This is a genomic window from Aeromonas lusitana (assembly GCF_002812985.1).
GTDB classification, from domain to species: domain Bacteria; phylum Pseudomonadota; class Gammaproteobacteria; order Enterobacterales; family Aeromonadaceae; genus Aeromonas; species Aeromonas lusitana.
Map to the genome: position 1 here is coordinate 61629 of NZ_PGCP01000019.1, position 22305 is coordinate 83933.

Consider the following 22305-nt stretch of genomic DNA (forward strand, 5'->3'; position numbering starts at 1 on the left):
TGTTATGCGTTGTCATACATGCGCCTGGGCGGGCGGCGCACTATGGGGGCATGATAGGAAGGGAGAGACCCCATTAATGTGACGTTCATCAAGGTGGACATATGGCATTTTTTCATGGGGTATGCCGTTTAACCATGTCGAACATAGGGTTTAACAGCGAATTAGCAGCAGGCTATGCTGCATGAACAAACCGGTATCTGGCGGGTCGGATGTGGGCTCGTGCCCCGTGTTACCGAACAAGGTCATGGGTGGATCCGTGAGTGCGCAGGGGGAAGGATGGAGTTGTTAATCGAGGGGGGGCTCTGGCAGCCTCACTGGCTGGTGGCCCTGCAGGCATGGCGCGGGCAGGGGAACCGTTGGCAGCTGCTGCAGAGCAGGCGAGGCGGGCGCTATCCCGAAGATGAGGTCGCGCCCTGGGTGGCCTGCCCACCGGACGGCACCCTCTCTGCCAGCGCCTTGCTCGCCGCCTGGCTGGATGGGGACGAGGCGCCCCTCATGGCCAAGGATCCCAGCCATCAGATCCTGATCAGCGCCTCCTGCGCCCTGCTGACCCTGGCCAAGGAGAGCGGCCTGCTCACCCTGGGGCCCGTGGGCGCGGATCTGACGCTCGGTCCAAACGATGACCTGGCCGATGTGCTGGGGCGCCTGCTTGCCCGGCGTCTGATCATCCCCGAGCTGCGTGAATCCGGGGCATCGCCAGCCCCCGGCCTGGTGCTGCGGCCACTTCGGCCGGAAGACGAGGCCGACATCGCCCATTACTGCGCCGATGCCGCGCTCGCCCGCTACACCCTCAACATTCCCCACCCCTATCCGCCGGAAGCCGCCCGGGACTGGCTCGCCATGAGCGGGCGCAAGGCGGCGCTCGGGCTGGGTTGGACCTGGGCCCTGAGTCTGCCGGAGGATGCCGGGGTCGCTCCCCTGATCGGGGTCATCTCGCTGCATTGGAACGGCGAGCTGGCCTGGTGGGTGGGGGTCCCCTGGCAGAACCGGGGGCTCGCCACCCGGGCGGCGACCCTGGTCAAGTCGTTTGGGTTCGAGCGGCTGCAACTGCCCGCCCTGACCGCCCGCCACATGCCGGACAATCTCGCCTCCGCCCGGGTGATGGGCAAGATTGGCATGCGCTATATCGGGCGACGCCCGGGAGCGGATCGCCAGGCCGGCGAGTTGAGCCACTGGCGGCTCGATTGCCCCCTCATGGTGGCGGAGGACGTGCGGGCAAGCCTGGAGCCGCTTCTCGCGGATCCCCGGGTGGTGGTGGCCATAGGTCATGGCGACTGGACTCGGGGGAGGGAGGGTGCTCCCGAACTGGCCCTGTTTATGGATGACACCAAAAGCGTGGTAGGCCGGGATGCGGATCGGGCGAGCGGCCTAATAGTCCGGCGTCACCCTCTCTCCTGGCTGGCGCAGCAGGGGCCCCTGGCCTGGACCCACAAACACGGGGTCTTGCTCAAGGAGCGGGGGGAGCTGGGGCTCGGCTACCTGCTGGGGTTGCTGGACCCGGCGTCGGCCGGCAATCGACCTGGATGAGGGGCTTCGCCATTCGTTTTCCTGAGTCCGCCCTCCCATTTTCGGATAAAGCCATTCAAGTCGAGCACAACTTCTGTGAAATAATGGCCATCCTGCCGTACGAGGAGTAACGCTGTATGTTGAGAACCGAGCGCCCCGGTGACATGTTGCCTGTCTATGAACTGGTGAGTGCCGCCTTTGGCCGTAGCGACGAGGCCGAGCTGGTCAATCGCCTGCGCGAGTGTGGCGCCGCCGTGGTCACCATGGTCGAGGAGGAGGAGTACGAGTTCATGGGGCACCTGTTGCTGAGCCCGATCACCATTAACGGGCAGGAGGGCCCCTGGCTCGGCCTGGCGCCGGTGGCGGTGCATCCGGACTGGCAGGGACAGGGTATCGGCTCGGATCTGGTGCGCGAGGGGCTGGACACGGCGCTGGAGATGGACTGGAAGGCGGTGGTGGTACTCGGCGATCCCGCCTACTACGCCCGTTTCGGTTTCCGCCCGGCCAGTGAGTTTGGCCTGAACTGCATCTACGAGGTGCCCGCCGACTGCTTCATGGCGATGGAGCTGCAACCCGGTGGCCTCGAAGGCCTGCAGGGAGAGGTGCTCTATCACCCCCTGTTCGACGAGATGGAAGAGGAGTAAGGCTCACTCCCTCGGGAGCCCTCTGCACCTGACAACGCCGTTCACTCTTGAGTGAACGGCGTTGTGCTTTATGGGAAGGGGAGCTGCATTCAGGACTGCTGCTTGGCCTCGTACATCGCCTTGTCGGCCCCCTCGATCAGCTCATTGGCGCTGACAAAGCTCTCGTTCCCGGTCACGCAGATACCGATGCTGATGGAGTATTCGGGATAGGCGGTGGTGAAGGCGGCCTCGATGCGATCGCCTATGTGCAAGGCGGTGGCCCTGCTCGCCTCCGGCAGGATCACGCAGAACTCATCCCCGCCGATCCGGCACGGGAAGTCCGACGTGCGGCAGCTCTCGGTGATCGCCTGTCCCAGGGTCTGCAGGACCTCGTCGCCTTTGGCATGGCCGAAGGTGTCATTGATGAACTTGAACTTGTTGACGTCGATGTAGATCACCGACAGGTAGCTTTTGCGGCGGATGGCGGCATTGAGCTCCCGCATGATGGTACGCTGCATCGCCCGCTTGTTGTAGAGCTCGGTGAGGGGATCGCGCTCCGCATGGGCGCTCAGGATCTTGGACTTCTCCTCCAGCTCGCGGGCATAGGTCTCCATCCGCTTCTTGGCATTCTCCACCGCGCTCAGCAGGGTGCCGATATAGGTGTCAAACACCAGGGCGGTATCGAAACTGATCAGCTTGTCGAGGGCCCGCAGCACCTGGGGCAGCTCGGACGGATTGGCGATGTGCTCGATCAGCACATCTTCTACCAGGTACTTGAGGGTGCAACTGGCGGAGAGGTAGAGCTTGGGTTCGACCCCGATCCGTTTGTGTACCAGGCCGATGCGCAGCCGGCTGTTGACATAGGCGTTGTCGTAGTGACCGGAGAACAGCTCCTGGATATAGCGGCGCTGGGCATTGCGCAGGCGCTGCAGGGTATCGGCGTCACCGATCAGCAGCGCAATCTCGTCAAACTGCGTCTGTTTGTCGTAGAACTTGGCGACCAGGCTGTCGAGGTGCTGCTCTATGATGGGCTGCTGCGCGGCGAGCAGGTCCAGCTCACCTTGTGTCAGCTTGAACAGCTCCATCCGGCGTTGGATTTCGATCTCATTGATGTTGAATTGCTCAAGCAGTGTTTTCTCGATCAACATGGCTACCTCATGTTCCCAGGAGTGGCGCTGGGGCGCGGCTGTTATTGTGTGTCGTTGCTGTGCAGGGCAGGCATCTGCTGCTAGCAGGGATCATCGCACGAATTCAGCCGCTCGGATGGCTTTTTTAGATCTATCTCATTGTTTTAGTTAATAAACCATGTTCTTTGTATGGATGAGTGAGTGCCTTGATTAGGGAGCGATTGGCGCTCCCTCTGCTTGCCCGCCGGGCTGGGCCCATTTGTGGGCCGCTGGTGGCACTTCTCCGCTCGTGATGCCCGGCTTATTGCGCCAGGGATTTCAGTTGCGATTTGTCCGGCGGATTGTTCCAGTCGATGGGGCCGTGGGTGAAACGGTACTGCAACCTGGGCAGGCTGAGCTCCAGCCACTCCTCCCTGAAATAGGCATAGCCCTGATCCCAGTCCGGATCGTTGGCCCAGCCGGTCTGCAGGAAATGGAGCCGGGTGCCTTGCCCTTCCGGCACGAAGCGCAGGCTGACCTGGGTCTTCTGCTGGCGGATATGGGGGAACTGGGAGGGGAAATTCCAGCTGAAGCTGAACAGATCGTGGGGCATGACGGCCATCACCCGGCAGCCTTCGCTACCGCGCTCGCCGAGAGGGGCGTCGGGTCTGAAATAGATCTCGAAAGGACCGTTGGGCTCCGGCACCATCAGGCACTCGGGGGCCAGGAAGCTGCGCAGGCCGCTCTCCGTGGTCCAGGCGCGCCAGACATCATCGATGTGAGCCGGCACCAGGATACTGCCTTCTATTTGCTTGTTATCCATAAATCAGTGAACCTCAAACCAGTCATGGACGGGACCCAGGCAGTATAGCCCTTGGGGCGATAAAATAGGCAGGCATGGGTCACACCATTATGTATTCAAGAGGGTCCACGCTGCCCATTTGACATGACAACGGGATCCATCGAGAGTGGGCACTGATGACCAAGGAAACCAAGGATGTCTTCATGATCAGAATGATGCGAGATACGGATGCGCCCATACTGGCGCAACTCTTTCTCAAGGGACGGCGGCAGGCCTTTCATTGGGTCGAACCCTCCTTGTTCCTGCTGGAGGATTTCGCCGAGCAGACCCAGGGCGAACAAATTTGGGTGGCGGAGCAAGGAGGCGCCCCTTGCGGCTTCATCTCGATTTGGGGCAAGGACAGCTTCGTGCATCACCTGTATGTGACAGCGGACTGGCACGGGCAGGGAGTGGGGCGCGCCCTGTTGGCCGAGGGGCTGGCCGGATTCAAGCAACCGGCCTCCCTCAAGGTGGCTACCCGCAACACCACGGCGCTGGCTTTCTATCACCGGTTGGGTTGGGAAAACACGGACGAGACGGGCCATTGTGACATCACAGGCCCTTGGCGGCGGCTGACCCTGGAGGCGGGTAACTGATCCAGTAACCCACAGCAGACGCGATTTCCCTCAGGGTTTCTGTTAGAAATGAGATCAACCGGATATAAAAAGGGCCACTTCTTGCGAAGTGGCCCTTTCCAAACGTTTGGGCTGGGGGAGTCTGAATCAATGACTCATGATATTGATTTTAAATGATTTAATGATGTGATCTAGAGCTATGGTGTTGCCGTTGGTGTTACTGACGAATAAGCCACCCCACATTTTTGCCATTGAGGCGTACCGGTCTACCCTGCGGAAAAGCCAGCCAGATTTCCGGCTACTTCGAGCACTCGCGACGCACTTCTCGGGATGCGGGTTCAAATCCCGATAGCCCCGGATCCCACGATTCATACTCACCGTGTTGTTCTTTGCGCCGATGTAATTCGTTTTGCGCAGTTCTGCGCAATTGTGCAATCTCCAGAACCCTCATCTCCTCCCCAAGCCTTGCCACGCCTCGAACATCCTATATTGGTCTGTCCGTTGTATTTCGTTTTTGCGCAGCTCCAGTGCGCAGGGAAGTGCGCAATTTGCGCAGTTTGTAGTGCGCAGTTCAGAGGGGATTGCACAGGTACTGATAGAGGCAAGTGGCCGGCCCAGGAGGGACGGTTCATTCGGTTGCGGTGGGAGGTTGTTTCACCTGCCGTGGCAGGAACTCTCCATCACCCCCTTGGCTTTCTGCCGGCTTAGGCGCGGAGTTTGCGGTCAGTGGCGGTACCGGGTGTAACGGAGCCCCGTCGAGTTAGGTGCGGAGTTACCGCTATCGGAGCGGAGGAGCATGGACTGGGTCAGGGAAACCACGACACAGTCTATGTAGAGGGCCATCTGGTGAGCACAGCTAATGGCCAGGGAATGGCGCCGCATGAACAGAGCCCACCAGATGGCGGCAGGAAGCATAGCCGACTTCGGTTGAGAACATGAGACCTTTATCCAGCTATGCATGCCCACAAATGAGCAAAGGAAGGGGCGCTAGGCACCCTGCTGGACAATCCAGCCCCCCTGTTACGGTTCAATCAGCAGTCCAACACCTAACATTGCTGGGGATTTGTCATCAGCTAAGAGCTTCTTCCACCAGCGACTCGGCCAGGGCAAGCTGGGTTTGCTGGCTGGTTTGCAAACTGGCTTTAAGTTGGTCGCAGATGGCCATTAACTGATCTATTTTGGCAACAATACGATTCATTTCCTCCACAGGGGGTAAGGCTATAGAAAATTCATTCATAGCTTTCAAACCCAAATTCTTTATAGTGCTACCAGTTGCTTTCGAAAATGCATAATCAACAAAATACGACGACTCAATCACCCTCTTAATATACGGTTTAGATAACAATTCGCTTAAATTGAAATAGCATGCGCTTTTACCTAGAACTATTTTCTCATCAGAGTAGAATCCCACCTTACCCAAGGTGCCATTAATAGAAACCAATATAGTTCTATCAGTTAGAGGCTTTTGGTATTTTTCAAATTCAGATTTATTAACACGTTTTGTATCAGGTTTTATTAGTATACGACCGTTTTCTAAATTGTTACCATTCACAAAGAAATATTCACCATTACTATCATAATTAGGAGTGCCATGAAGCCCATCTCCTAAAATTGTTACTACCTGCTGCAACCTCACCCACTCCCATCCTTGCGGCAGTGAAAACGGTTTTTCATCTTCAGCGATTGGCGGTAGTAGTTTTTGTGCTTTAATTTTCTTTTCTTTAACTAGTCTGGCCTTTTCGGCGGCGATGCGGGCCAGCAGGGCGGAGGCGGGTTCGTCGGTCGGGTCTTGCGGCACCAACTTGCCCATTACAGCCAGTTGCAGGATGGTCTGCTTGAGGGCGTCGATGCTGGCCTCGGTGGTGAAGAGAGTATCGAAGTGAGTGCTTAGCCGTGCCCAGTTTTGCGCCAGTTCATCGACATCGGCACTGTCTGTCAGCGTGGCGAGCAGGGTCTCCACCAACGCCTGATGGGCAGCCAGCTGTGATTCGCTGCGCTGCTCCAACTGGTCGCAGAGGGCCATTAACTCATCGACTTTGGCAACGATGCGGTGTTGCTCATCGATTGGTGGATACGGGAAGGGTTCATTTTTCAATACATCTACAGATACCATATTTTTTTGAGCTGTGCCTTGAAGTTCTGATAGTGTTTCAGTCTTCATAAAGTACGCTGGAAAAAGAACTTTAAAATATTCATTTGTTAACGCGAGAGTATTGAGAGATATCTTTAGTAATGCTTGATTTATAATGCCAGGTTCCATATCTAAAGGAGCGACAGCAACCTTGCCTACAGTTCCAGAACAACTTATTATCAAATCAAAAGGCTTTACCTCAAATGCTTTGAGCTCCTCAAATTTGTTATCACTTATATAATATTCGCCGCAATAGAAGTCATTATTTATTGCATGCTGCTGTTCGTAAACCTTATAACCCTGACGAACAAAAAATGATTTTTGCAACGAACTACCAAAAGGCCCTCTCTTGATAGCATACTTATCATTTTTCACGACTTGAGGCATAACAGCCCACGCCCACCCCTCGGGCAATGCAAACGGCTTATCCTCCTCGCTAATTTCCGGCAAGGCTTTGGGCTTTTTAATTTTTCCCTCTTTGACCAGTTGCGCCTTTTCGGCGGTAATACGCTCCAGCAGCACGGGGGCCGGTTCATCACTGGGGTCTTGCGGGACCAGCTTGCCGCGTACCGCTAGCTCCAGGATCAGTTCGCGCAGCTTTTTGATACCGGTGAGTTCCAGCTTGCTATTGCCGCCGCGCCCCGCTCTGCTTTTCGGGCGCGCCGCCGCAGTCCAGAGATCCAGGTGGTCGGTAATCAGACTTTCGATCGCCATTATGCCAGCTCCCCCTGCTTGGCTGCGCCCTTGCCGAGAGCTTCACCAAGAATGGCTTTCAGCTGATCACGCAGGACCTGAATATCAGCCTGCTGGTTGGCATAACTTACCAGCAGTTCGTCCGGGTCGTGGCTTATTTGCTCGCCTACATGGGGATTTTTGATATCGAGGTTGAAATTGCGCTCGATGATGGTATCGATGCCCACCTTCCAGGCTTGCTCGGTCTCAACCCGGGCGGCAAAACCATCGACCTCGTCACCCCACCAAGCGATCTCGGTCTCGAACTCCTCAAACTTCATCGGCTTGGTCTTGCTGTAGCTTTTGGCCCCGGCCGGGTAGGGATGTTCATAGAACCAGATATCTTTGGTTGGCAGGCCCTTAGTGAAGAACAGGATATTCGTCTTGATACCGGTATAGGGGGCAAAGACACCGTTGGGCAGGCGCACAATGGTGTGCAGGTTGCACTCGCTGGTGAGCAGTTGCTTGATCTTGGTCTTGACCCCTTCGCCAAACAGGGTGCCATCGGGCAGCACCACGGCGGCGCGGCCGCCTTTTTTCAGCACCTCGATGATGAGTTGCAAGAAGAGGTCGGCAGTCTCACGTGTGCGCATGTCTGCGGGGAAGTTTTGCTCGATGCCGTCCTCTTCGGTGCCACCAAAGGGTGGGTTACTCAGGATGACATCGATATCGCTGTCCCAACTGGAGAGCGGTTGGTTGAGGGTGTTACCGTGGCGAACCTGAACCGGTACTTCAATGCCATGAAGCAGCATATTGGTGGTGCAAAGCAGATGGGGCAGTTGCTTCTTCTCCACCCCTAGGATCTGCTGCTGCAGAGTTTGGTGGTCGCTGACGGATTGGACGTAGTGCTCTTTCACATGGTCAAAGGCGCAAGCCAGGAAACCACCGGTACCGCAAGCCGGGTCCATGATCCTCTCCCCCAATTTGGGGTCGATACGGTTGACCATAAAGCGGGTCACTGCGCGCGGGGTGTAAAACTCACCGGCGTTACCAGCGCTCTGAAGGTCACGCAGGATCTGCTCGTAGATATCACCAAACAGGTGACGCTCGCTGCTGTCGGTAAAGTCGATTTCGTTGAGCTTGTTGATCACCTGGCGCAGTAGAGTGCCGTTTTTCATGTAGTTGAAGGCATCGGAGAACGCCTCTTTCACCACAAAGCCACGGGGATTGAGTTTGATGCTGACAGGCAGATTTTTCAGGCTATCAAACAGATCGTCGTTAATGAAGTCGAGCAGTTCATCACCAGTGATCCCTTCACCATCGGCTGCCCAATTACGCCACAAGAAGCGCTCGGGAATAGGGTGGCGATATTCACTACCCTGTTCAAATTCCAACTCCTCTTCCTGAGCATCGAAGATTTTAAGGAACAGCAGCCAGGAGAGTTGGCCTAGGCGCTGGGCGTCGCCGTCGATACCTGCGTCCTTGCGCATGATGTCCTGGATAGATTTGATGACTGAGCTGATGGATGACATGGTTTTCTCTTTCTTGCGAAGACGTCAGAAACATCGATAAAAACGAGTGGCCATAGTCTGTATGGCCACTCGGGTTACTGTTCTATTGCTGGGAGACCGTCAGGCGCGCTGTTGCTCGCTGTAGATCTCTTGCTCCAGTTCGGTGATGGCCTGCTCAAACTGTTGGGGGCCACCAAAGCCTTTTTTGGCCAATTCCAGCGGACGCCCCAGCTCGGTAAAGGGGGCGACTTTGAGCGCATCCTTGGTTTCTATTTCGGTAACGCCTTGGTCAGCATATTTGTCGAGCAGATTTGTCAGCACTTGCTGAGCGGTCTCGTTGTACTTGGTGAAGTAGTTACGCTTTTTGACGTTGTCGGCCCGCTCGCGGCGGGTCAGCGGCGGCTGATCGTATACCACATGGCAGATAAGGTCGAACGGGTCGAGCTCTTGACCCACTTCGGCACTCAGGACTTCCCACAACACCCCAGCCTGGGCCAGCTCATCCATGATGGCCTGCTTGCGCTCAGCAGCCTGCCAACGTCTAGTGAAGTCATCAAGGGTAGCGCACTCCTTGAGCAAGGTCTTACGGGTGTAATCCTTGAACGACTCGGTCACCAACTTGCCATCGGCATCGTAATACTGCACCCGCTCGGCAATGATACTGACGGGAACACCATTGACAAAATACTTGCGGACTTCCGACTGAGGATCGCCTGTTGGGTCAAAGGGGCCACCCGTGCTACCTGTGGTATAGGTTCCTGCTCCTTCCCCTGTACTGCCAACCGCTCCCGGCTCACTCCCATCCCCCCCCTCATCTGCTGGTAAGGGATCTGCACCATCGATGATGTCGCTAAGGCCATCATCAGGGTTATTAATTGCTTCCGGCTTGGTAACGATGACCCGTACAGGATCACCATCGAAATGAGGATCAGCAAATAGCTCAGTGGCTTTCTTGAAGTCGAGGATGGTGAACCAGAGTTTGTCGTACTTATCGTCTATACGGGTTCCACGGCCAATGATCTGCTTGAATTTAGTCATGGACTGAATGTTCTGATCCAGCACTATCAGCTTGCAGGTTTTGGCATCTACACCTGTGCTCATCAGCTCGGAGGTCGTGGCGATGACAGGATAATCCCTCTTGGGATTGATGAAGTTGTCGAGCTGGGCTTTGCCCAACTCATCGTCGCCTGTGATTTTCATCACATAACGATCATCTTTAACCATTTGCTCCGGATTCAAGTTGGCAAGAGCTTCCCGCATCCGCTCCGCATGCTTGATGTCGTTACAGAAAACGATGGTCTTGGCCATGGGACCGGTTTTTTTCAGATAATTAGTGATGGTCTCTGCCACCAGCCAAGTGCGCTCATCGATCACCAAAGTGCGGTCGAAATCCTTCTGGTTATAAATCCGGTCTTCAATCAGGTTGCCATATTTATCTAGCTGTCCCTTGGTTGGGCGCCATCCCTGCAGATCGATATCGATATCGACCCGCACCACCTTGTAGGGGGCGAGAAAACCATCTTCAATCCCTTCCTTGAGGGAATAGTTGTAGACGGGATTACCAAAATAGTCGGTGTTGGAGACAGTCTCAGTCTCTTTGGGGGTAGCGGTCAGTCCAATCTGGGTAGCTGATGAAAAGTATTCCAGAATTTCACGCCAGGCACTGTCTTCGGCGGCGCTGCCCCGGTGACACTCATCCACTACAATAAGATCGAAGAAATCCGGGGAGACCTGCTTGAAGGTTTTCTGTGCCTCTTCTGGCCCGGTGAGCGCCTGATAGAGAGCGAGGTGGATCTCATAGGCGGGATCTATGATGCGCCCGGTCACCTTGGCCATGGCAGAGCCAAAGGGCTGGAAGTCATTGATGCGAGTTTGATCCACCAAGACGTTGCGATCAGCCAGAAACAAGATGCGCTTCTTGGCGCCAAGCTTCCACAGACGCCAGATGATTTGAAAAGCGGTATAGGTCTTACCGGTACCGGTAGCCATCACCAGCAGCACTCGGTCCTCACCTTTCGAGATCGCCTCGATGGTTTTGTTTATAGCCTGTAGTTGATAGTAACGGGGGCTCTTATCACTACCATCGGAGTAATAGTCTTGGCTGATCATGGGAAGTTGAGCGGAGGTGTAGCCCTTCCAGGTACAGAACTTGTCCCATAGCTGACCCGGGCTTGGAAAATCATCCAAAGCGATTTCAGATTCGAGCTTGGCCAGATTCGTCTTGTCATGAAAGACGAAGCCATCCCCGTTGCTGGCGAACACGAATGGCACATCCAACAGGCGGGCATAATCGAGCCCTTGCTGTATCCCCTTGCTCATCTGGTGCTTGTTGGCTTTCGCCTCGATCACCGCCAACGGCATGCCCTCCTTGTAGTAGAGCACGATATCAGCAGATTTCACCTTTTTACGGGCCGCCACCTGGCCACGAACCACCACCTTGCCATCTCGCAGCTTCACCTCCTGGCGGATCTGGGTTAAGTCATCCCACCCAGCATCTTTGATTGCTGGTAGCAGGTATTTGGAGATGATGTCGGCTTCGGTAAGGGTTGCCTTGTTAATCTCGGCCATGAGCGATTTCCGTATACGGGACAGTATTAGTCGAAATCATCTCATAGAATCAGCAAGATTTGGTTGATCTTGGACTCATTAAGGATACGAATAGGAACGCCTTGGAATGATATGGCACTCAGGCATCACAGGCCCTCATTAGCTGACAAGGTTTTCCAGAATAAGATCCGCCTCTGGCATATCGTGGCGCTCACTGGCCATCAGGTAACGAAGGGTATCCTTGGCTTCTTCCCGGATCCGCGGCCGCAGCTCTGCCAGCAGGCCAAAGATGAACCTGTCTCGGGCAGACGACTCCATGCGGTGCTCGTACTCGCCACTTGTATCGCAGACCTTTCGCAGGTAGTAAAGGTCATTCCAGTAGGCCAGCTCGTGAAGGCAGTGACTCAGGGTGTGTGGCATCAATTCGGGTAGCGCCTTGAACCGATCGGCCACCTGTTCCGGCGGGTAGTCCCATTTCACTCGCTCAACCGTTCGCAGGCTCTCCAGGCAAAATACCTCCGCCGGTGTGTCATCCCACAGTTCATCCTCCAAGCCATCCCCTTCATCACCCAATACTCGCTCACTCAGCACATAGACCCTTATCCCCTTACCCATGCCTGGCAATCTGACCTGCCGCTATGTCGTGCCTTTGCCAAATCACCACTGTGAATGTTGTTCAGATCACCTCTTTCCATCCTCCGCATTTACCTAACGAGTGAAAAATTTGCCCTAAGTTCTTCCGAGGCATTCAAGTTGAGTAATCGAACAAATTATCACTAAAGAGGTAATCATGATCAGCGTCAAACAACCTTCTGAAAGTTGCCAAGCGCAAACGGTTTCACTGGATACCTAAAAACGAGTGTGAGAGGCTGCGCGCGCCTCTGAAAGCCACCGAGCCGTAGAGCCTCGGGGCACCTCTTACCTACACCGAACGCACTAGTGACGCAGCACACGCTGCGCCAAAGCCTCCCCATAACCACAAAATAGATCGTCATGATCAAAGCCTCGATTGCGTATACAGCTCTGCTGGCAACACTGACCGGTTGAACTGACCGCGTAGCCCTGCGGGAAGCATGGGCCGCCTTTATAGGGCTTCGAGCCCACTTTAACGAACCACAAAGAGATAAGTAAAAATGAAGAAAAATATCGCGGCAGCCATGGCGCTGGCGGCAACCCTTACCGGCTGCAGCACCCCCGGCGAGCGCATCGCCGAGTGCCAGCAAGAGAATGGATATGATTGGGAAACCTGCGCCAACATGGAGCAAGCCGATCAGGCACGCTGGGCTGCCGTCGCCGCGAGTATGGAGCAGATGCGCACCACACTGGCGGAGAATCAGGCCCGGCAGCAGCAACAGGCCCTACAGAACAACATGCCCCGGACAACAACCTGCGGCGAATCGTTCGGCACGTTGCGCTGTACTACCTATTAGCGGGGCCCTATGACCAACCCAGAGAAACACCGCAGGATCGGCGTTAAGGTAGCCGGCGAGACATTCCGCAGCCTCGACCAGTGGGTGCACCCGGGGCATCGTGGCGACAGTGACACAGATCCAAGCCTTTCGACTGGAGCTCAAGGCAGCCACCGATCGCGGCGAGTCATTGCTGTGGCCATACGGCGGCACGCATATCCTGACCGGGTACCGGATTAACTAAGGGGGAGACGATTAAAGCCATGATCTTGGCGGCCTTGCTGGTCGCCGGTGTATCGAACGCGAGCGCCGACGAGGTGGAGCGGTGCAGAGTGAACGGCGCAGGGGATACCGTGTGCGTCGACAAGCACGGCACCGAGACGCGGCGCTGCCATACGGACGGCGCCGGCAATGAGACATGCCGAACACGAGACGAGTAAACAAAGGGCCCTGCGGAGCCTTTTTCGTTATCTGTTATCGATTGTTTAATTGCCAGCGCGGCACGTCGGCGTTCACTCACGGCAGCCCGAAGTGCTGCGATAGATCCACTGGTCACGCGTTATTACCAGCCACCTCCTAGCAGCAGGGATACCAGGACGACGGTGGTTAAGCAGGTGGCCAAGGAACAGGTCCCTATGAGGGTACAGGCAAGGACGATCACTTTTGGCGCCAGTTCGCTTCCATGCGTTGGGCAAGCTTTCGCCAGACGGTCGCTGCAAAGATGCGGTTGGCCAGTTGCACTGTATATAGGAAAAAAATCGAGGTAACCGGGGTAACGAGGTAACGCTGCCCTGAGAGCCTTGCCACGACTGACTTTAGGTGGTTACCCTTGAAAAAAACTTGAGGTAACCAAGGTAACTAGGCGAGGTAACCAGCATAAGAACCTCATCAGGTTACCTCTGGTTACCTCAGCACTTCTACTCAGAGGTAACCAATCAACCCAGTAATGGCGCACCTTACAGAGACGGTTACCTCAGTTACCTCGGTTACCCCTACTTTCTCTTGATGCGCGCGAGGCTTAACCAAAAAAGAGGGACGCATTCAGCAGCCCCATTCTCTAAATCGGTAGTCATTTGGTTATGTACTGTTATTCCGTGCCTCCTGGCTCAGTAGCTTCATCAGCAAGCACAGTGTCTGATAGGACATAGACCTTAATAGCCCTCCCTACGCAGGGTATCTTCACCGTTTTCTGTGTCTTTCCCCTATCACTACTACCTATCCAGCCGATTTCCACTGCCAGCAATGCTGCCTTTTTGTAATCACGGCCAACAGTGATTTCACGCCACCCTTCCGGTAGCACATAAAAAGTCACACCTGCTTCACTATTCACCTTGGGGTTACGGCGATAACCGACCATATTCGCAGCCCGGTGGTTGGGATCGTCCCAATCAGCAAAACGCGTGTACTGATGAGCCGTGAAGAACTGGCGGATCTGACGTAAGGTCGCTATATCTTCCTTGTTACCCAGATGCCCCCGCTCTGCCAGCCATGCCTTGAGGCAGACCCTCACCGCCCTGATGGCTTCCCCCTCTGGCCAGCCGGTCACCCCCAATCGAGTGGCCAGTTCCCCGGCTGCGGCCACCAGCGCAAACCGGTTGATGGCTCGGCCTACCTGATTACCCGCACCCTCGGGGGTTAGTTCTGCTGCCAACTGCTTAATATCGGCCTTCAGCCGCTCACTGTGCTCATCCATTGATTGGGTCAGGGCTTGGGCATAGGTGCGAAAGGCGGTGCCGTGATGTTCTTCTGAGTTGGCTTTCAGGGCATCGGCAAAGCTGCGGCCTCCATCCATGCCATGCAGCCACTCAAAGGCGCCATGGTGCCCGGTATCGCTGGGGATCTGGATTGTCCGCACCTCCATCCCGGCCTGGGTACTCTTCCCGGCACTGGCGGCATGGTCCTCGAGGCTCAACTCACCTGTGGAGAGGAACAGCAACCGCCAGGCTTTGCGCTCTCTCAGCTCGCCATCCTGCTTGCTGCGGCCCTTGCCTTGGCCGTTAGCCAGCATGTAGGCGGTCTGTCCTGCTTCCCGGCCGTCCAGCTCACCCAATTCATCCAAGCAGAGGAGGGCATCATTGCGCCGGCTGGCAATCCCCTCGATGGCGTTACCGGTGGCCCGCCAGGTTTGGGAATACCGATCCGGGTACCCATAGACACTGGCAGCTGCTTTCATCACCGTGGTTTTGCCGTCGGTACTCTCGCCCTTGAGGTGGAAGCCACCGCCCTCCATGCCTACCAAGGAGAGCAAGGGAGCCGCGAAGGCGAGTGACAGCGCAAAGCAGAGGCGGGAGTTGCCCACAGCCAGCCCTGCAACCCCCTGTTGCCAGCCGGCCAGGGTACCGCGCTCGGTAAAGTCGCTGGCGGTGTAGCCGGCGGTCTGCAGGATGACCCCCTCAGCATCTGGCCCAATGGACCCACCGGGCAGCACATAGGCATGCCCATGCCACCCCGTGCGCTCGACACAGGTGATCCGCCGCTTGGGCTGGCAGCTCATCAGGTAGGCCGACAGCCTGCGCTTATGACTTAGCTCGATGAAGGGCAACCCCGCATCCAGCAGCGCGGCAAACACTTCTTCACCGTTGCGTGGGACCAGGGCGCGCACCGGCATGGCCCATTGGCGCGTCCGCCCGGCACTGTCGCGCCATTCCAACAAGCGGCCGTAGCCGCGGCCCTGCTCGTCAGCGGTCTCAGCAAGTACATGGACGGGGCTGGCGATGGGGATCCACTCTTGCCTGGCATCCTCACCCCGGCCAACCGTCGTCAGGGCACACAGACGCGAGCCCCGCACCTCAAACCCTGCTGGCAGCTCTGGCCCTTCCTCTGGGTTGCCTTTCACCAGATGGAGCGGAGCCATATTGTCTGACCAGGGCACCTCGTCCGATGGAGTGTCTACCGCCAGTGCCTGCTCGAAGGCCACCACATCCACCAACTGCCAGGGCTCGGCATTCAGGTCCGGGTTACCGCGGTAGAGCTCGGCCTTAGGGGCTTGCTTGCGCAGAGCCACGATCAGCCGCTTGGCCTTCTCGGGGGCCAGGTTGCCGAACTGGTGAACGATGACTCGTTTGGTGGCATCCCGATCGGCCATTTTGTAGAGCCTGGCGCCTTCATCCAACTGAGCTGGCCCCACATACAGCGCCTGCTCTGGCTCCACCCCTGGGTCAATCGGGTTGTCGGTGGCCACCGCCTCGTTGTGGGCACGCTGCAGGGTGGCTCTGATGCCGGCATCCTTGCTGGCTTGCTCACCGGTGTGGATCACAACAACCTGTAGATCATCCAGGTCCGCAAACTTGAGGAAGGTACCGGCCCGGGATGGTGGGCTGTTTTGATGACCGGAGCCTGAAGCTCCTTGATATACCGCTGTCATTGCATTGCCCTCCGCTTGCTCTCGTTCGCCAGTTCAACCACGGGGTCCTTTCCCTCTTCGAGCATCTGGTGAACATCGGCGCAGAATGCGCAGTACATCTGATCCACTACCAAAGCCCCCAGCGTGGTCAAAGTCCCGTTCACCACCATGTGCCGCAGCATGAGTAAGGCATCGGCCTGCCCCTGCTGCGCCCCGGCGTTTTCGAGGTGAGCGCCCACGATGTTGTTATGAATGGCCATCGTCAGTGACTCAGCAGCAAGGGGAAGCTGGATCCCCAGGTGAGTAAACACATTGCCCCGGGCGGCCAGATAGGCCTGGGCCAACTGATCCACCAGCTTATTTATCTCGGTCATGGCAACCCCCTGTTGCGTTGCGCTCACTTGGCTGTTTCTGGGCCTTGGTCACCCGCTTGAAGAGTTCCCGCAGTACCGCGGGGCGCAGGGGATTACGTGATAGCTCGCGCCACATGCGGCCATTCAGGATGTTGATCCGTCGATTACTCATGCCAGCACCTCCTGGCAGAGCCCAACCTCAATGCGCAGGGCATCGAGCAAAGCGCTGAACTGCGCCCGCTCTTGGAGGCATAGGTCGGTTTGTTCCAGGACGTCGGCAAACTGCTCGAGCAGTGCCTCTAGGCGGGATGGGGTGGATTGGTTCATGCGGCCACCCCCATGCTCGGGGTGCGGGACATAAACACCAGAGACAAGCCAGGCAGGTTAGCGCGGGCTTGGTGCTCGGTATTGGCGATGACAGAGATAGTGCGGATACGCCGAGGCTCTGCCAGACGACAGGCGCGTTGGCGCTGGATCAGGAAGGTGAAGATTTTGGGTAAAGCAGGGGTGGGGACAGTAGCCATGATGGCAGCCTCCTTTCTGGTCAGATTGTCTCTGCCACAGGAAGACGCCAATCTCCAACTGGTGGCAGCCCGGACGAGGTTGGCGTAACTGGTCAGAAAGGAACCCAGCGCCCCTTTCGAGGCCCTCGCCCGAACCGCCATAACACGGCAGGCACCGCCAACCAGATAGGCTAGCAGCGCCCCAAGAAATGAGGATCGAGTACCGACAAAAAACCACGCGAGAGCGTGGGTCGGCTCCTGTCTGAATATCGAGACGCCAATCTCGGCAGCGGATTTTGCCGTTGCGAGAAGAATCGTACTCCGTTGGACGTTGTGGGACAAGAGAGGAAGGTAAATCATGCCCGGCCCTCCCGTTCAGAGTGTGCCGCCAGCATGCTGGAGATACATGCTTTTGCGCTCCCCGAAGTGGGGGAGCTCAAAGTTTTGCCTTGGGCAGTGAGACCATTAATGTTTCTGGTCATGGCTCATCCCCAAGAGTTCAGGCTGATATTTACGCCAAAGCTCAGTCTCTTCAGCTTTCAACCGTGCTTTCTCATCCTTGCAAGACTGCAGGGCATACCCTCTCTTGCTCGCCTCCTTGGTGTACTGGGCTTGCCGGCGGCTGTAATCGTTCAGGGCGGAGAATGGAACACCATAGGCACCGGTTTTACGGATAGAGGGGATCACCTCACGGAATACCCAGTTACTGAACCGGTGGGGCAGTGTGCCGGGTGTGCTGGCCTTGCGACTGCGGGCAATCAGCTTGTAGAAACCTGACTCGCATACGGTGCGCATTGTTTGTTTGCCGCCAAGGGAGGGTATTAAACACCCCCCCTTTTCATCACCATCAAGACGGCGCATGGCAACTTTGTGATCGGCTATTTCAAGCGCCTGACATACGTCCTTGGCTACAAACCACGGCTCACCGTTGATATTCACAATGCGCACCTTCACGCCTTCAAACTTGATGACGGACATATCGCCTTCGAGGGCTGTGAAATTAACCCCTTGGCTGGCAACTGGCTGAGGGGCGGCCTCAGAAGTTAATCTGCTTTTTTCGATAGTCATATTTAGGACTCCGTTAAGCTGCGGGAGGGAAGGGGATGGCTGCCGGCGTGCGAGCGCACAGAGTGGCGGCGTAGTCATCTGCCTGTGAGGCAGCCTGGCGCTGGTGCCGCCAGTGGTTGATCAAGGCCACCAGCTTATGGGCTTGCTCATGGTCGGCTAGCCAATAACGCTTGAAGCGAGTGGTTCCGCCACAACTGTGCTGGTGCTCGAAAAACGCATCGGTGATGGCTATCCCGTGGTTTCGACGGAGCAGGCCAATACTGTTGCGCAAGTTGAGGTCATGGAGCCCAGCTAGTCCAGACAAGGCGCTGACGCCCAGGGCTCCCTGCTCCAGCAGGTGGGTGGCGACCAATTCATACTTGGTGATATGCTGACCCTGCTCAAGCTGGGTCGTGCCGTTCGCGGTGCGGCCTTTTTCTTTTTGCATACCCACCCCCTATGCTGCCACGTTGCGAGCTGCGATACGCTCCGCCATCCAGGCATCAACTTCTGCCTCGACGAATGCCACTGAGCGCCCACCCAGACGTATGGTTTGTGGGAATTGGCCCTGGGCCATCAGGTCGTAAATACTGGACTTGCTCAGGCCGGTTTTCTTGATCGCCTCCCGCACTCGAATAAAGCGCAGTGCGGGGGTTGAGGAGGAAAAATGTTGTTCCATATTGGTTTGCCTCGGTCGTTGTTGACGGGGCAATGGAAACACGGCAGCTAGCCCTTAGGGCAATACCCTGAGGGCTCAGGGGATGCAGTTTGGCAACCCTCAGGGTTTCCAACCCCCTCGCCAATACTGGGCTGGATACCCTAAGGGTTGTTTGGTTAGAGCCCTTAGAGTTCAGGTGATTGGCTTTGCGACTACCGCCACCATTTCGGCCCTCTTGGAAGAAGAGCTACTGCGTGGATCGGATTTTACCCACTCGATGATGTCACTCTGCTTGGTTGTTGTGTCGGGGTCATCTCGATCCCAGTTTTCTCCCCAATACCGTTCTTGCACTTCGGCCACGAGCTCAAGTAATGGGGTCATGTGACGAAAGGCAGGGGCCTTTACCTTGAGTGCGGTGATTTCTACTTCAGCTCGCAGCAGTCGTTTTGATAGTTCTTCGGCATGTTTGGCTAGATCTACATCCTTCTGACTTTTCAAATAGTTCGACTCCTGGGGTGTATACATCTGTTCTCTTGGGCTCACAAAAGCAAGGCGCGTTACAAGCCATTGGTTATCAGACTCCCCACCGACTGGCGGCCAACAGAAGTTTCTGACTTTTGCCCATTGGCTGAGATCAGTATTACTTACCACGCCGTCAGCCTCCCACCATCCATTTTTTGGAGATTTGAAACCACTCGCAAATAAGTGGCCGCTCTCAATCGATTCACAAAGAGCGAAAACGACAGTCTGGATGGAACAGAATTCTTCGGAGTCTAGGGGACTGCTAGGCAGCAACCCGCACAACAGATGGGCTGCGGTTTGAAGCGTAAACTCTTTCTGAACCGCGTATTGAGTAAAAGCAGCCTTGTATTCCATGCGTCACCTTCTCACGCTCCTTGAATTGTTGTCGGGTCAGGCGGGCAAGGTTCTCCGCTTTTCTCTCCGTCGAGATAGACCCGGCAAGTCGTTAGGCTGGGGTTATTCTCCCACCACCTTCAATGCTTTAAAGCCGCTAGCCAGAGAAAGGTTCCCCTGGCTGGCCTGCTCTATGTGGTTGCTCCACCAGCTCATCATGATCACCCGCTGCTCGTAGTAGTCGCTGCGGTTATAGGCGCGGCGGATCTCGTTATCGTCGGCGTGAGACAGCGCCGCTTCAATGGCGTCAGGATTGAACCCTTGTTCGTTGAGGGTGGTACTGCCGAGCGAGCGCAATCCGTGGGCCACCAGTCGTCCGCCGTAGCCCAGCCGCTTAAGGGCCGCATTCGCGCTCTGGTCGTTGATGTGGCCGAGCGGATCACGGTAGCCGGGGAACACGAAGGGGCGGTGGCCGCTGATCGGCTTCACCCGCTCCAGCAGGGCCAACGCTTGTGGAGTCAGCGGAACCCGGTGGGGGCGCTCCATCTTCATCCGGTCAGCGGGGATGTTCCAAACCTTGGCCTCCATGTCTATCTCATCCCAGCGGGTGCCAGCCGACTCACCAGGGCGAACCAGGGTGTGCAGGCTCCATTCAATCTGACAGCGGGTAGTGTGGTCTAGCCTACCGTTGGCAATGTCGGACATCAGCAGTGGTAACTCCTCTGGCTTGAGCGTAGGCATATGCTTCTTGGCAGGCTTCTTGAACACTTTGCGAATGGCGGAGCAGGGGTTGGCATCAAGCAGGCCGTGGTTAACGGTGTAGTCGAGGATCTCGTTTATCCGCTGACACAGCCGGCGCACTGTCTCCAGCTTGCCATCAGCCTCAATAGGGCGCAGTAGTTCGATCACCAGGGGGGCGCGTATCTGATCGATAGGCATAGAGCCGATGAAAGGCAGCAAATACAGCTCAAGGGAGCGCCACGAATCGGCGGCATAGGCTTCGCTCACGTCGTGCCGTTTCAGATCCAGCCACTTGGCAGCCATTCTCTCGAACGTATTGGCGCAGGCCTCTTGCTGAGCCTGGACGATGGCGAGCTGCTCTTCTTTATGACGTTTGGGGTCAATGGCTTGAGCCAATAGGGCACGAGACTCTCGACGCCGCTCTCGAGCTGCGGCAAGAGTCACATCAGGGTAGGGGCCAAAACTGATATTGGCGCGCTTCTTGTCGCTCGGCCTGTAGTAGTTGAACACCCAGAGCCTCGCACCATTCGGCTTAACCCTTAGGTAAAGTCCGTCACCGTCACCCAGGCTGTATTCCTTGGCTTCAGGCTTAGCGGTTCTCAGCTTTGAGTCGGTCAGCTTGTCTTTACTCACGGCACATCCCCCAGCAGTAACACCAAAACCGGTGTTACAAAACCAATGTGACCGTAGATGTTACTCTTATGGCTGGATTTAGGCGACTCGCTCGGACTACTGCGGACAACAAAAAACCCGCAAAGCCTTACGCTGTGCGGGTTTCTGTACTTCTTCGTTCCCGGCCGGAACATTGTTTGGTGGAGCTGGGGGGATTTGAACCCCCGTCCAAAATTACTACATCCTTGGTACTACATGCTTAGTCACTCTTTACATTCGCCAACACGCTGCGGAGAGACACGCCACGCATTGACTAGCTCGATTGGTTTTAATGCTTCCGCCCCGAGCAGGACTTCCACACGATCCTGTGAAGGATGACCTTCCATTTCCCTAGGACACAGGCAAGCTAGGGGAGAAGGGCTCAGCGCAGGTTATTAAGCTGCGAGTGCGTAGTTTTCGTCGTTTGCGACTATTTTTTTGCGGTTTATTAACGAGGCCTACCGCACCTCGGCATGCACCTTGGGTTTCGTGAATCTTGTCGAATCCAGAATCAGCCCCAAGTTGTCAAAAGTGATTGTACGCAAAAAACCTGTCATGGCAAGGCGTTGATGGCAATCGACCGGCCTGGGCCGGTCGATTGCTGGTTTATTGGGCGACCCGGGATCAACCGCGGTTCTTGTTCTTCATGATGCGGGCTTTTTCCCGATCCCATTCGCGGGCCTTGGTGTCTTCCCGCTTGTCGTGTTCTTTCTTGCCCTTGACCAGGCCAATCTCGACCTTGACCCAGCACTCTTTCCAGTACAGGGAGAGCGGCACGATGGTGTAGCCCTGGCGCGCGGTCAGGCTTTCCAGCTTGTCGAGCTCGCGGCGGCTCAGCAGCAGTTTGCGGGTGCGGGTCGGGTCACACACCACGTGGCTGGAGGCGGCGTTCAACGGCAGGAAGGTGGAGCCGAACAGGAATGCCTCTCCCTGCAGGAAGATGACGTAGGCTTCGCTGATGTTGGCCTTGCCCGCCCGCAGGGATTTGACTTCCCACCCTTGCAGGGACAGACCGGCTTCCACGCGCTCTTCGATGAAGTACTCGTGGCGGGCGGTTCTGTTGAGTGCAATGGTGCTGGACCCGGCTTTGTTTTTACTGTTCTTTTTGCTCATGACGGGGGCCTTCGGCGATGTTGATGAAGGCGCATTATACGTGGGTGGCGGCGGCTGTAAAACGCGCAACCGTGCGAGTGATGGCTTTATGAGCAGTTGGGGCCTGATTTTGGCTGGCAA

Annotated in this window: 21 protein-coding genes and 1 other RNA gene; 4 read left to right on the forward strand and 18 right to left on the reverse strand. The window is 56.4% G+C overall.

The window, feature by feature from the left end; genetic code table 11:
• Positions 1 to 276: 276 nt before the first annotated feature.
• Positions 277 to 1527: a GNAT family N-acetyltransferase gene (locus CUC44_RS13045; RefSeq protein ID WP_100860363.1), complete on the forward strand. Its 1251-nt coding sequence runs from the start codon at positions 277 to 279 to the stop codon at positions 1525 to 1527.
• Positions 1528 to 1643: 116 nt separating this feature from the next.
• On the forward strand, positions 1644 to 2150 hold the full coding sequence (locus CUC44_RS13050) for a GNAT family N-acetyltransferase (protein WP_100860364.1): 507 nt from the start codon (positions 1644 to 1646) through the stop codon (positions 2148 to 2150).
• Positions 2151 to 2239: 89 nt separating this feature from the next.
• On the opposite strand, the gene CUC44_RS13055 is transcribed toward CUC44_RS13050, so the two are convergent.
• A complete protein-coding gene (locus CUC44_RS13055) occupies positions 2240 to 3277 on the reverse strand; it encodes a GGDEF domain-containing protein (RefSeq protein ID WP_100860365.1) in 1038 nt (345 codons plus the stop codon).
• A gap of 280 nt (positions 3278 to 3557) precedes the next feature.
• Complete coding sequence (locus tag CUC44_RS13060) at positions 3558 to 4058, reverse strand: SRPBCC family protein (protein WP_100860366.1); 501 nt, start codon at positions 4056 to 4058, stop codon at positions 3558 to 3560.
• 182 nt (positions 4059 to 4240) lie between these two features.
• Between CUC44_RS13060 and CUC44_RS13065 the strand changes: the two genes are divergently transcribed.
• Entirely contained in the window at positions 4241 to 4672 is a 432-nt protein-coding gene (locus CUC44_RS13065; RefSeq protein ID WP_167388897.1) for a GNAT family N-acetyltransferase, read from the forward strand.
• Positions 4673 to 5720: 1048 nt separating this feature from the next.
• Here the strand turns inward: CUC44_RS13065 and CUC44_RS13075 are convergent.
• From CUC44_RS13075 to CUC44_RS13090, 4 genes are all read right to left on the reverse strand, one after another.
• Positions 5721 to 7496 carry a restriction endonuclease subunit S gene (locus CUC44_RS13075; RefSeq protein ID WP_100860369.1) on the reverse strand — a complete coding sequence of 592 codons (1776 nt, stop codon included), beginning with the start codon at positions 7494 to 7496 and terminating at the stop codon, positions 5721 to 5723.
• Entirely contained in the window at positions 7496 to 8986 is a 1491-nt protein-coding gene (locus CUC44_RS13080; protein ID WP_100860370.1) for an N-6 DNA methylase, read from the reverse strand. Before CUC44_RS13080 ends, CUC44_RS13075 begins: the two co-directional genes overlap by 1 nt.
• Before the next feature lie 99 nt (positions 8987 to 9085).
• Positions 9086 to 11533 (reverse strand): EcoAI/FtnUII family type I restriction enzme subunit R, encoded by a 2448-nt coding sequence (gene hsdR / locus CUC44_RS13085; RefSeq protein ID WP_100860371.1) that lies wholly within the window; start codon positions 11531 to 11533, stop codon positions 9086 to 9088.
• Positions 11534 to 11671: 138 nt separating this feature from the next.
• Entirely contained in the window at positions 11672 to 12127 is a 456-nt protein-coding gene (locus tag CUC44_RS13090; RefSeq protein ID WP_100860372.1) for a hypothetical protein, read from the reverse strand.
• 518 nt (positions 12128 to 12645) lie between these two features.
• Between CUC44_RS13090 and CUC44_RS13095 the strand changes: the two genes are divergently transcribed.
• Complete coding sequence (locus CUC44_RS13095; protein WP_100860373.1) at positions 12646 to 12942, forward strand: hypothetical protein; 297 nt, start codon at positions 12646 to 12648, stop codon at positions 12940 to 12942.
• Positions 12943 to 14008: 1066 nt separating this feature from the next.
• Here CUC44_RS13095 and CUC44_RS13100 read toward each other — a convergent pair.
• The 12 genes from CUC44_RS13100 to smpB all read right to left on the reverse strand — a co-directional run bounded on the left by CUC44_RS13100 (position 14009) and on the right by smpB (position 22185).
• Complete coding sequence (locus tag CUC44_RS13100; protein WP_100860374.1) at positions 14009 to 16285, reverse strand: DUF927 domain-containing protein; 2277 nt, start codon at positions 16283 to 16285, stop codon at positions 14009 to 14011.
• Positions 16282 to 16638 carry a hypothetical protein gene (locus tag CUC44_RS13105; RefSeq protein WP_100860375.1) on the reverse strand — a complete coding sequence of 119 codons (357 nt, stop codon included), beginning with the start codon at positions 16636 to 16638 and terminating at the stop codon, positions 16282 to 16284. The genes CUC44_RS13100 and CUC44_RS13105 overlap by 4 nt, the downstream gene beginning before the upstream one ends.
• On the reverse strand, positions 16622 to 16789 hold the full coding sequence (locus tag CUC44_RS21105) for a hypothetical protein (RefSeq protein ID WP_167388898.1): 168 nt from the start codon (positions 16787 to 16789) through the stop codon (positions 16622 to 16624). The genes CUC44_RS13105 and CUC44_RS21105 overlap by 17 nt, the downstream gene beginning before the upstream one ends.
• Entirely contained in the window at positions 16786 to 16944 is a 159-nt protein-coding gene (locus CUC44_RS21020) for a hypothetical protein (protein ID WP_157812789.1), read from the reverse strand. The genes CUC44_RS21105 and CUC44_RS21020 overlap by 4 nt, the downstream gene beginning before the upstream one ends.
• Positions 16941 to 17480, reverse strand: a complete 540-nt coding sequence (locus tag CUC44_RS21400; RefSeq protein WP_100860376.1) for an ash family protein — start codon at positions 17478 to 17480, stop codon at positions 16941 to 16943. Before CUC44_RS21400 ends, CUC44_RS21020 begins: the two co-directional genes overlap by 4 nt.
• Positions 17481 to 17585: 105 nt before the next feature.
• Positions 17586 to 18188, reverse strand: a complete 603-nt coding sequence (locus tag CUC44_RS13115; protein ID WP_100860377.1) for a BRO-N domain-containing protein — start codon at positions 18186 to 18188, stop codon at positions 17586 to 17588.
• A 13-nt stretch (positions 18189 to 18201) separates the two neighbouring features.
• A complete protein-coding gene (locus CUC44_RS13120; RefSeq protein WP_100860378.1) occupies positions 18202 to 18615 on the reverse strand; it encodes a hypothetical protein in 414 nt (137 codons plus the stop codon).
• Between the two features lie 9 nt (positions 18616 to 18624).
• Complete coding sequence (locus CUC44_RS13125; RefSeq protein ID WP_100860379.1) at positions 18625 to 18846, reverse strand: helix-turn-helix transcriptional regulator; 222 nt, start codon at positions 18844 to 18846, stop codon at positions 18625 to 18627.
• A 171-nt stretch (positions 18847 to 19017) separates the two neighbouring features.
• Positions 19018 to 19701 carry a hypothetical protein gene (locus CUC44_RS13130; protein ID WP_100860380.1) on the reverse strand — a complete coding sequence of 228 codons (684 nt, stop codon included), beginning with the start codon at positions 19699 to 19701 and terminating at the stop codon, positions 19018 to 19020.
• Positions 19702 to 19803: 102 nt separating this feature from the next.
• A complete protein-coding gene (locus CUC44_RS13135; RefSeq protein WP_100860381.1) occupies positions 19804 to 21054 on the reverse strand; it encodes an integrase domain-containing protein in 1251 nt (416 codons plus the stop codon).
• 177 nt (positions 21055 to 21231) lie between these two features.
• Positions 21232 to 21591: a transfer-messenger RNA gene (ssrA, locus tag CUC44_RS13140) on the reverse strand.
• A gap of 105 nt (positions 21592 to 21696) precedes the next feature.
• Positions 21697 to 22185, reverse strand: coding sequence for an SsrA-binding protein SmpB (gene smpB / locus CUC44_RS13145; protein ID WP_100860382.1), 489 nt, complete (start codon positions 22183 to 22185; stop codon positions 21697 to 21699).
• Between the last annotated feature and the right edge of the window lie 120 nt (positions 22186 to 22305).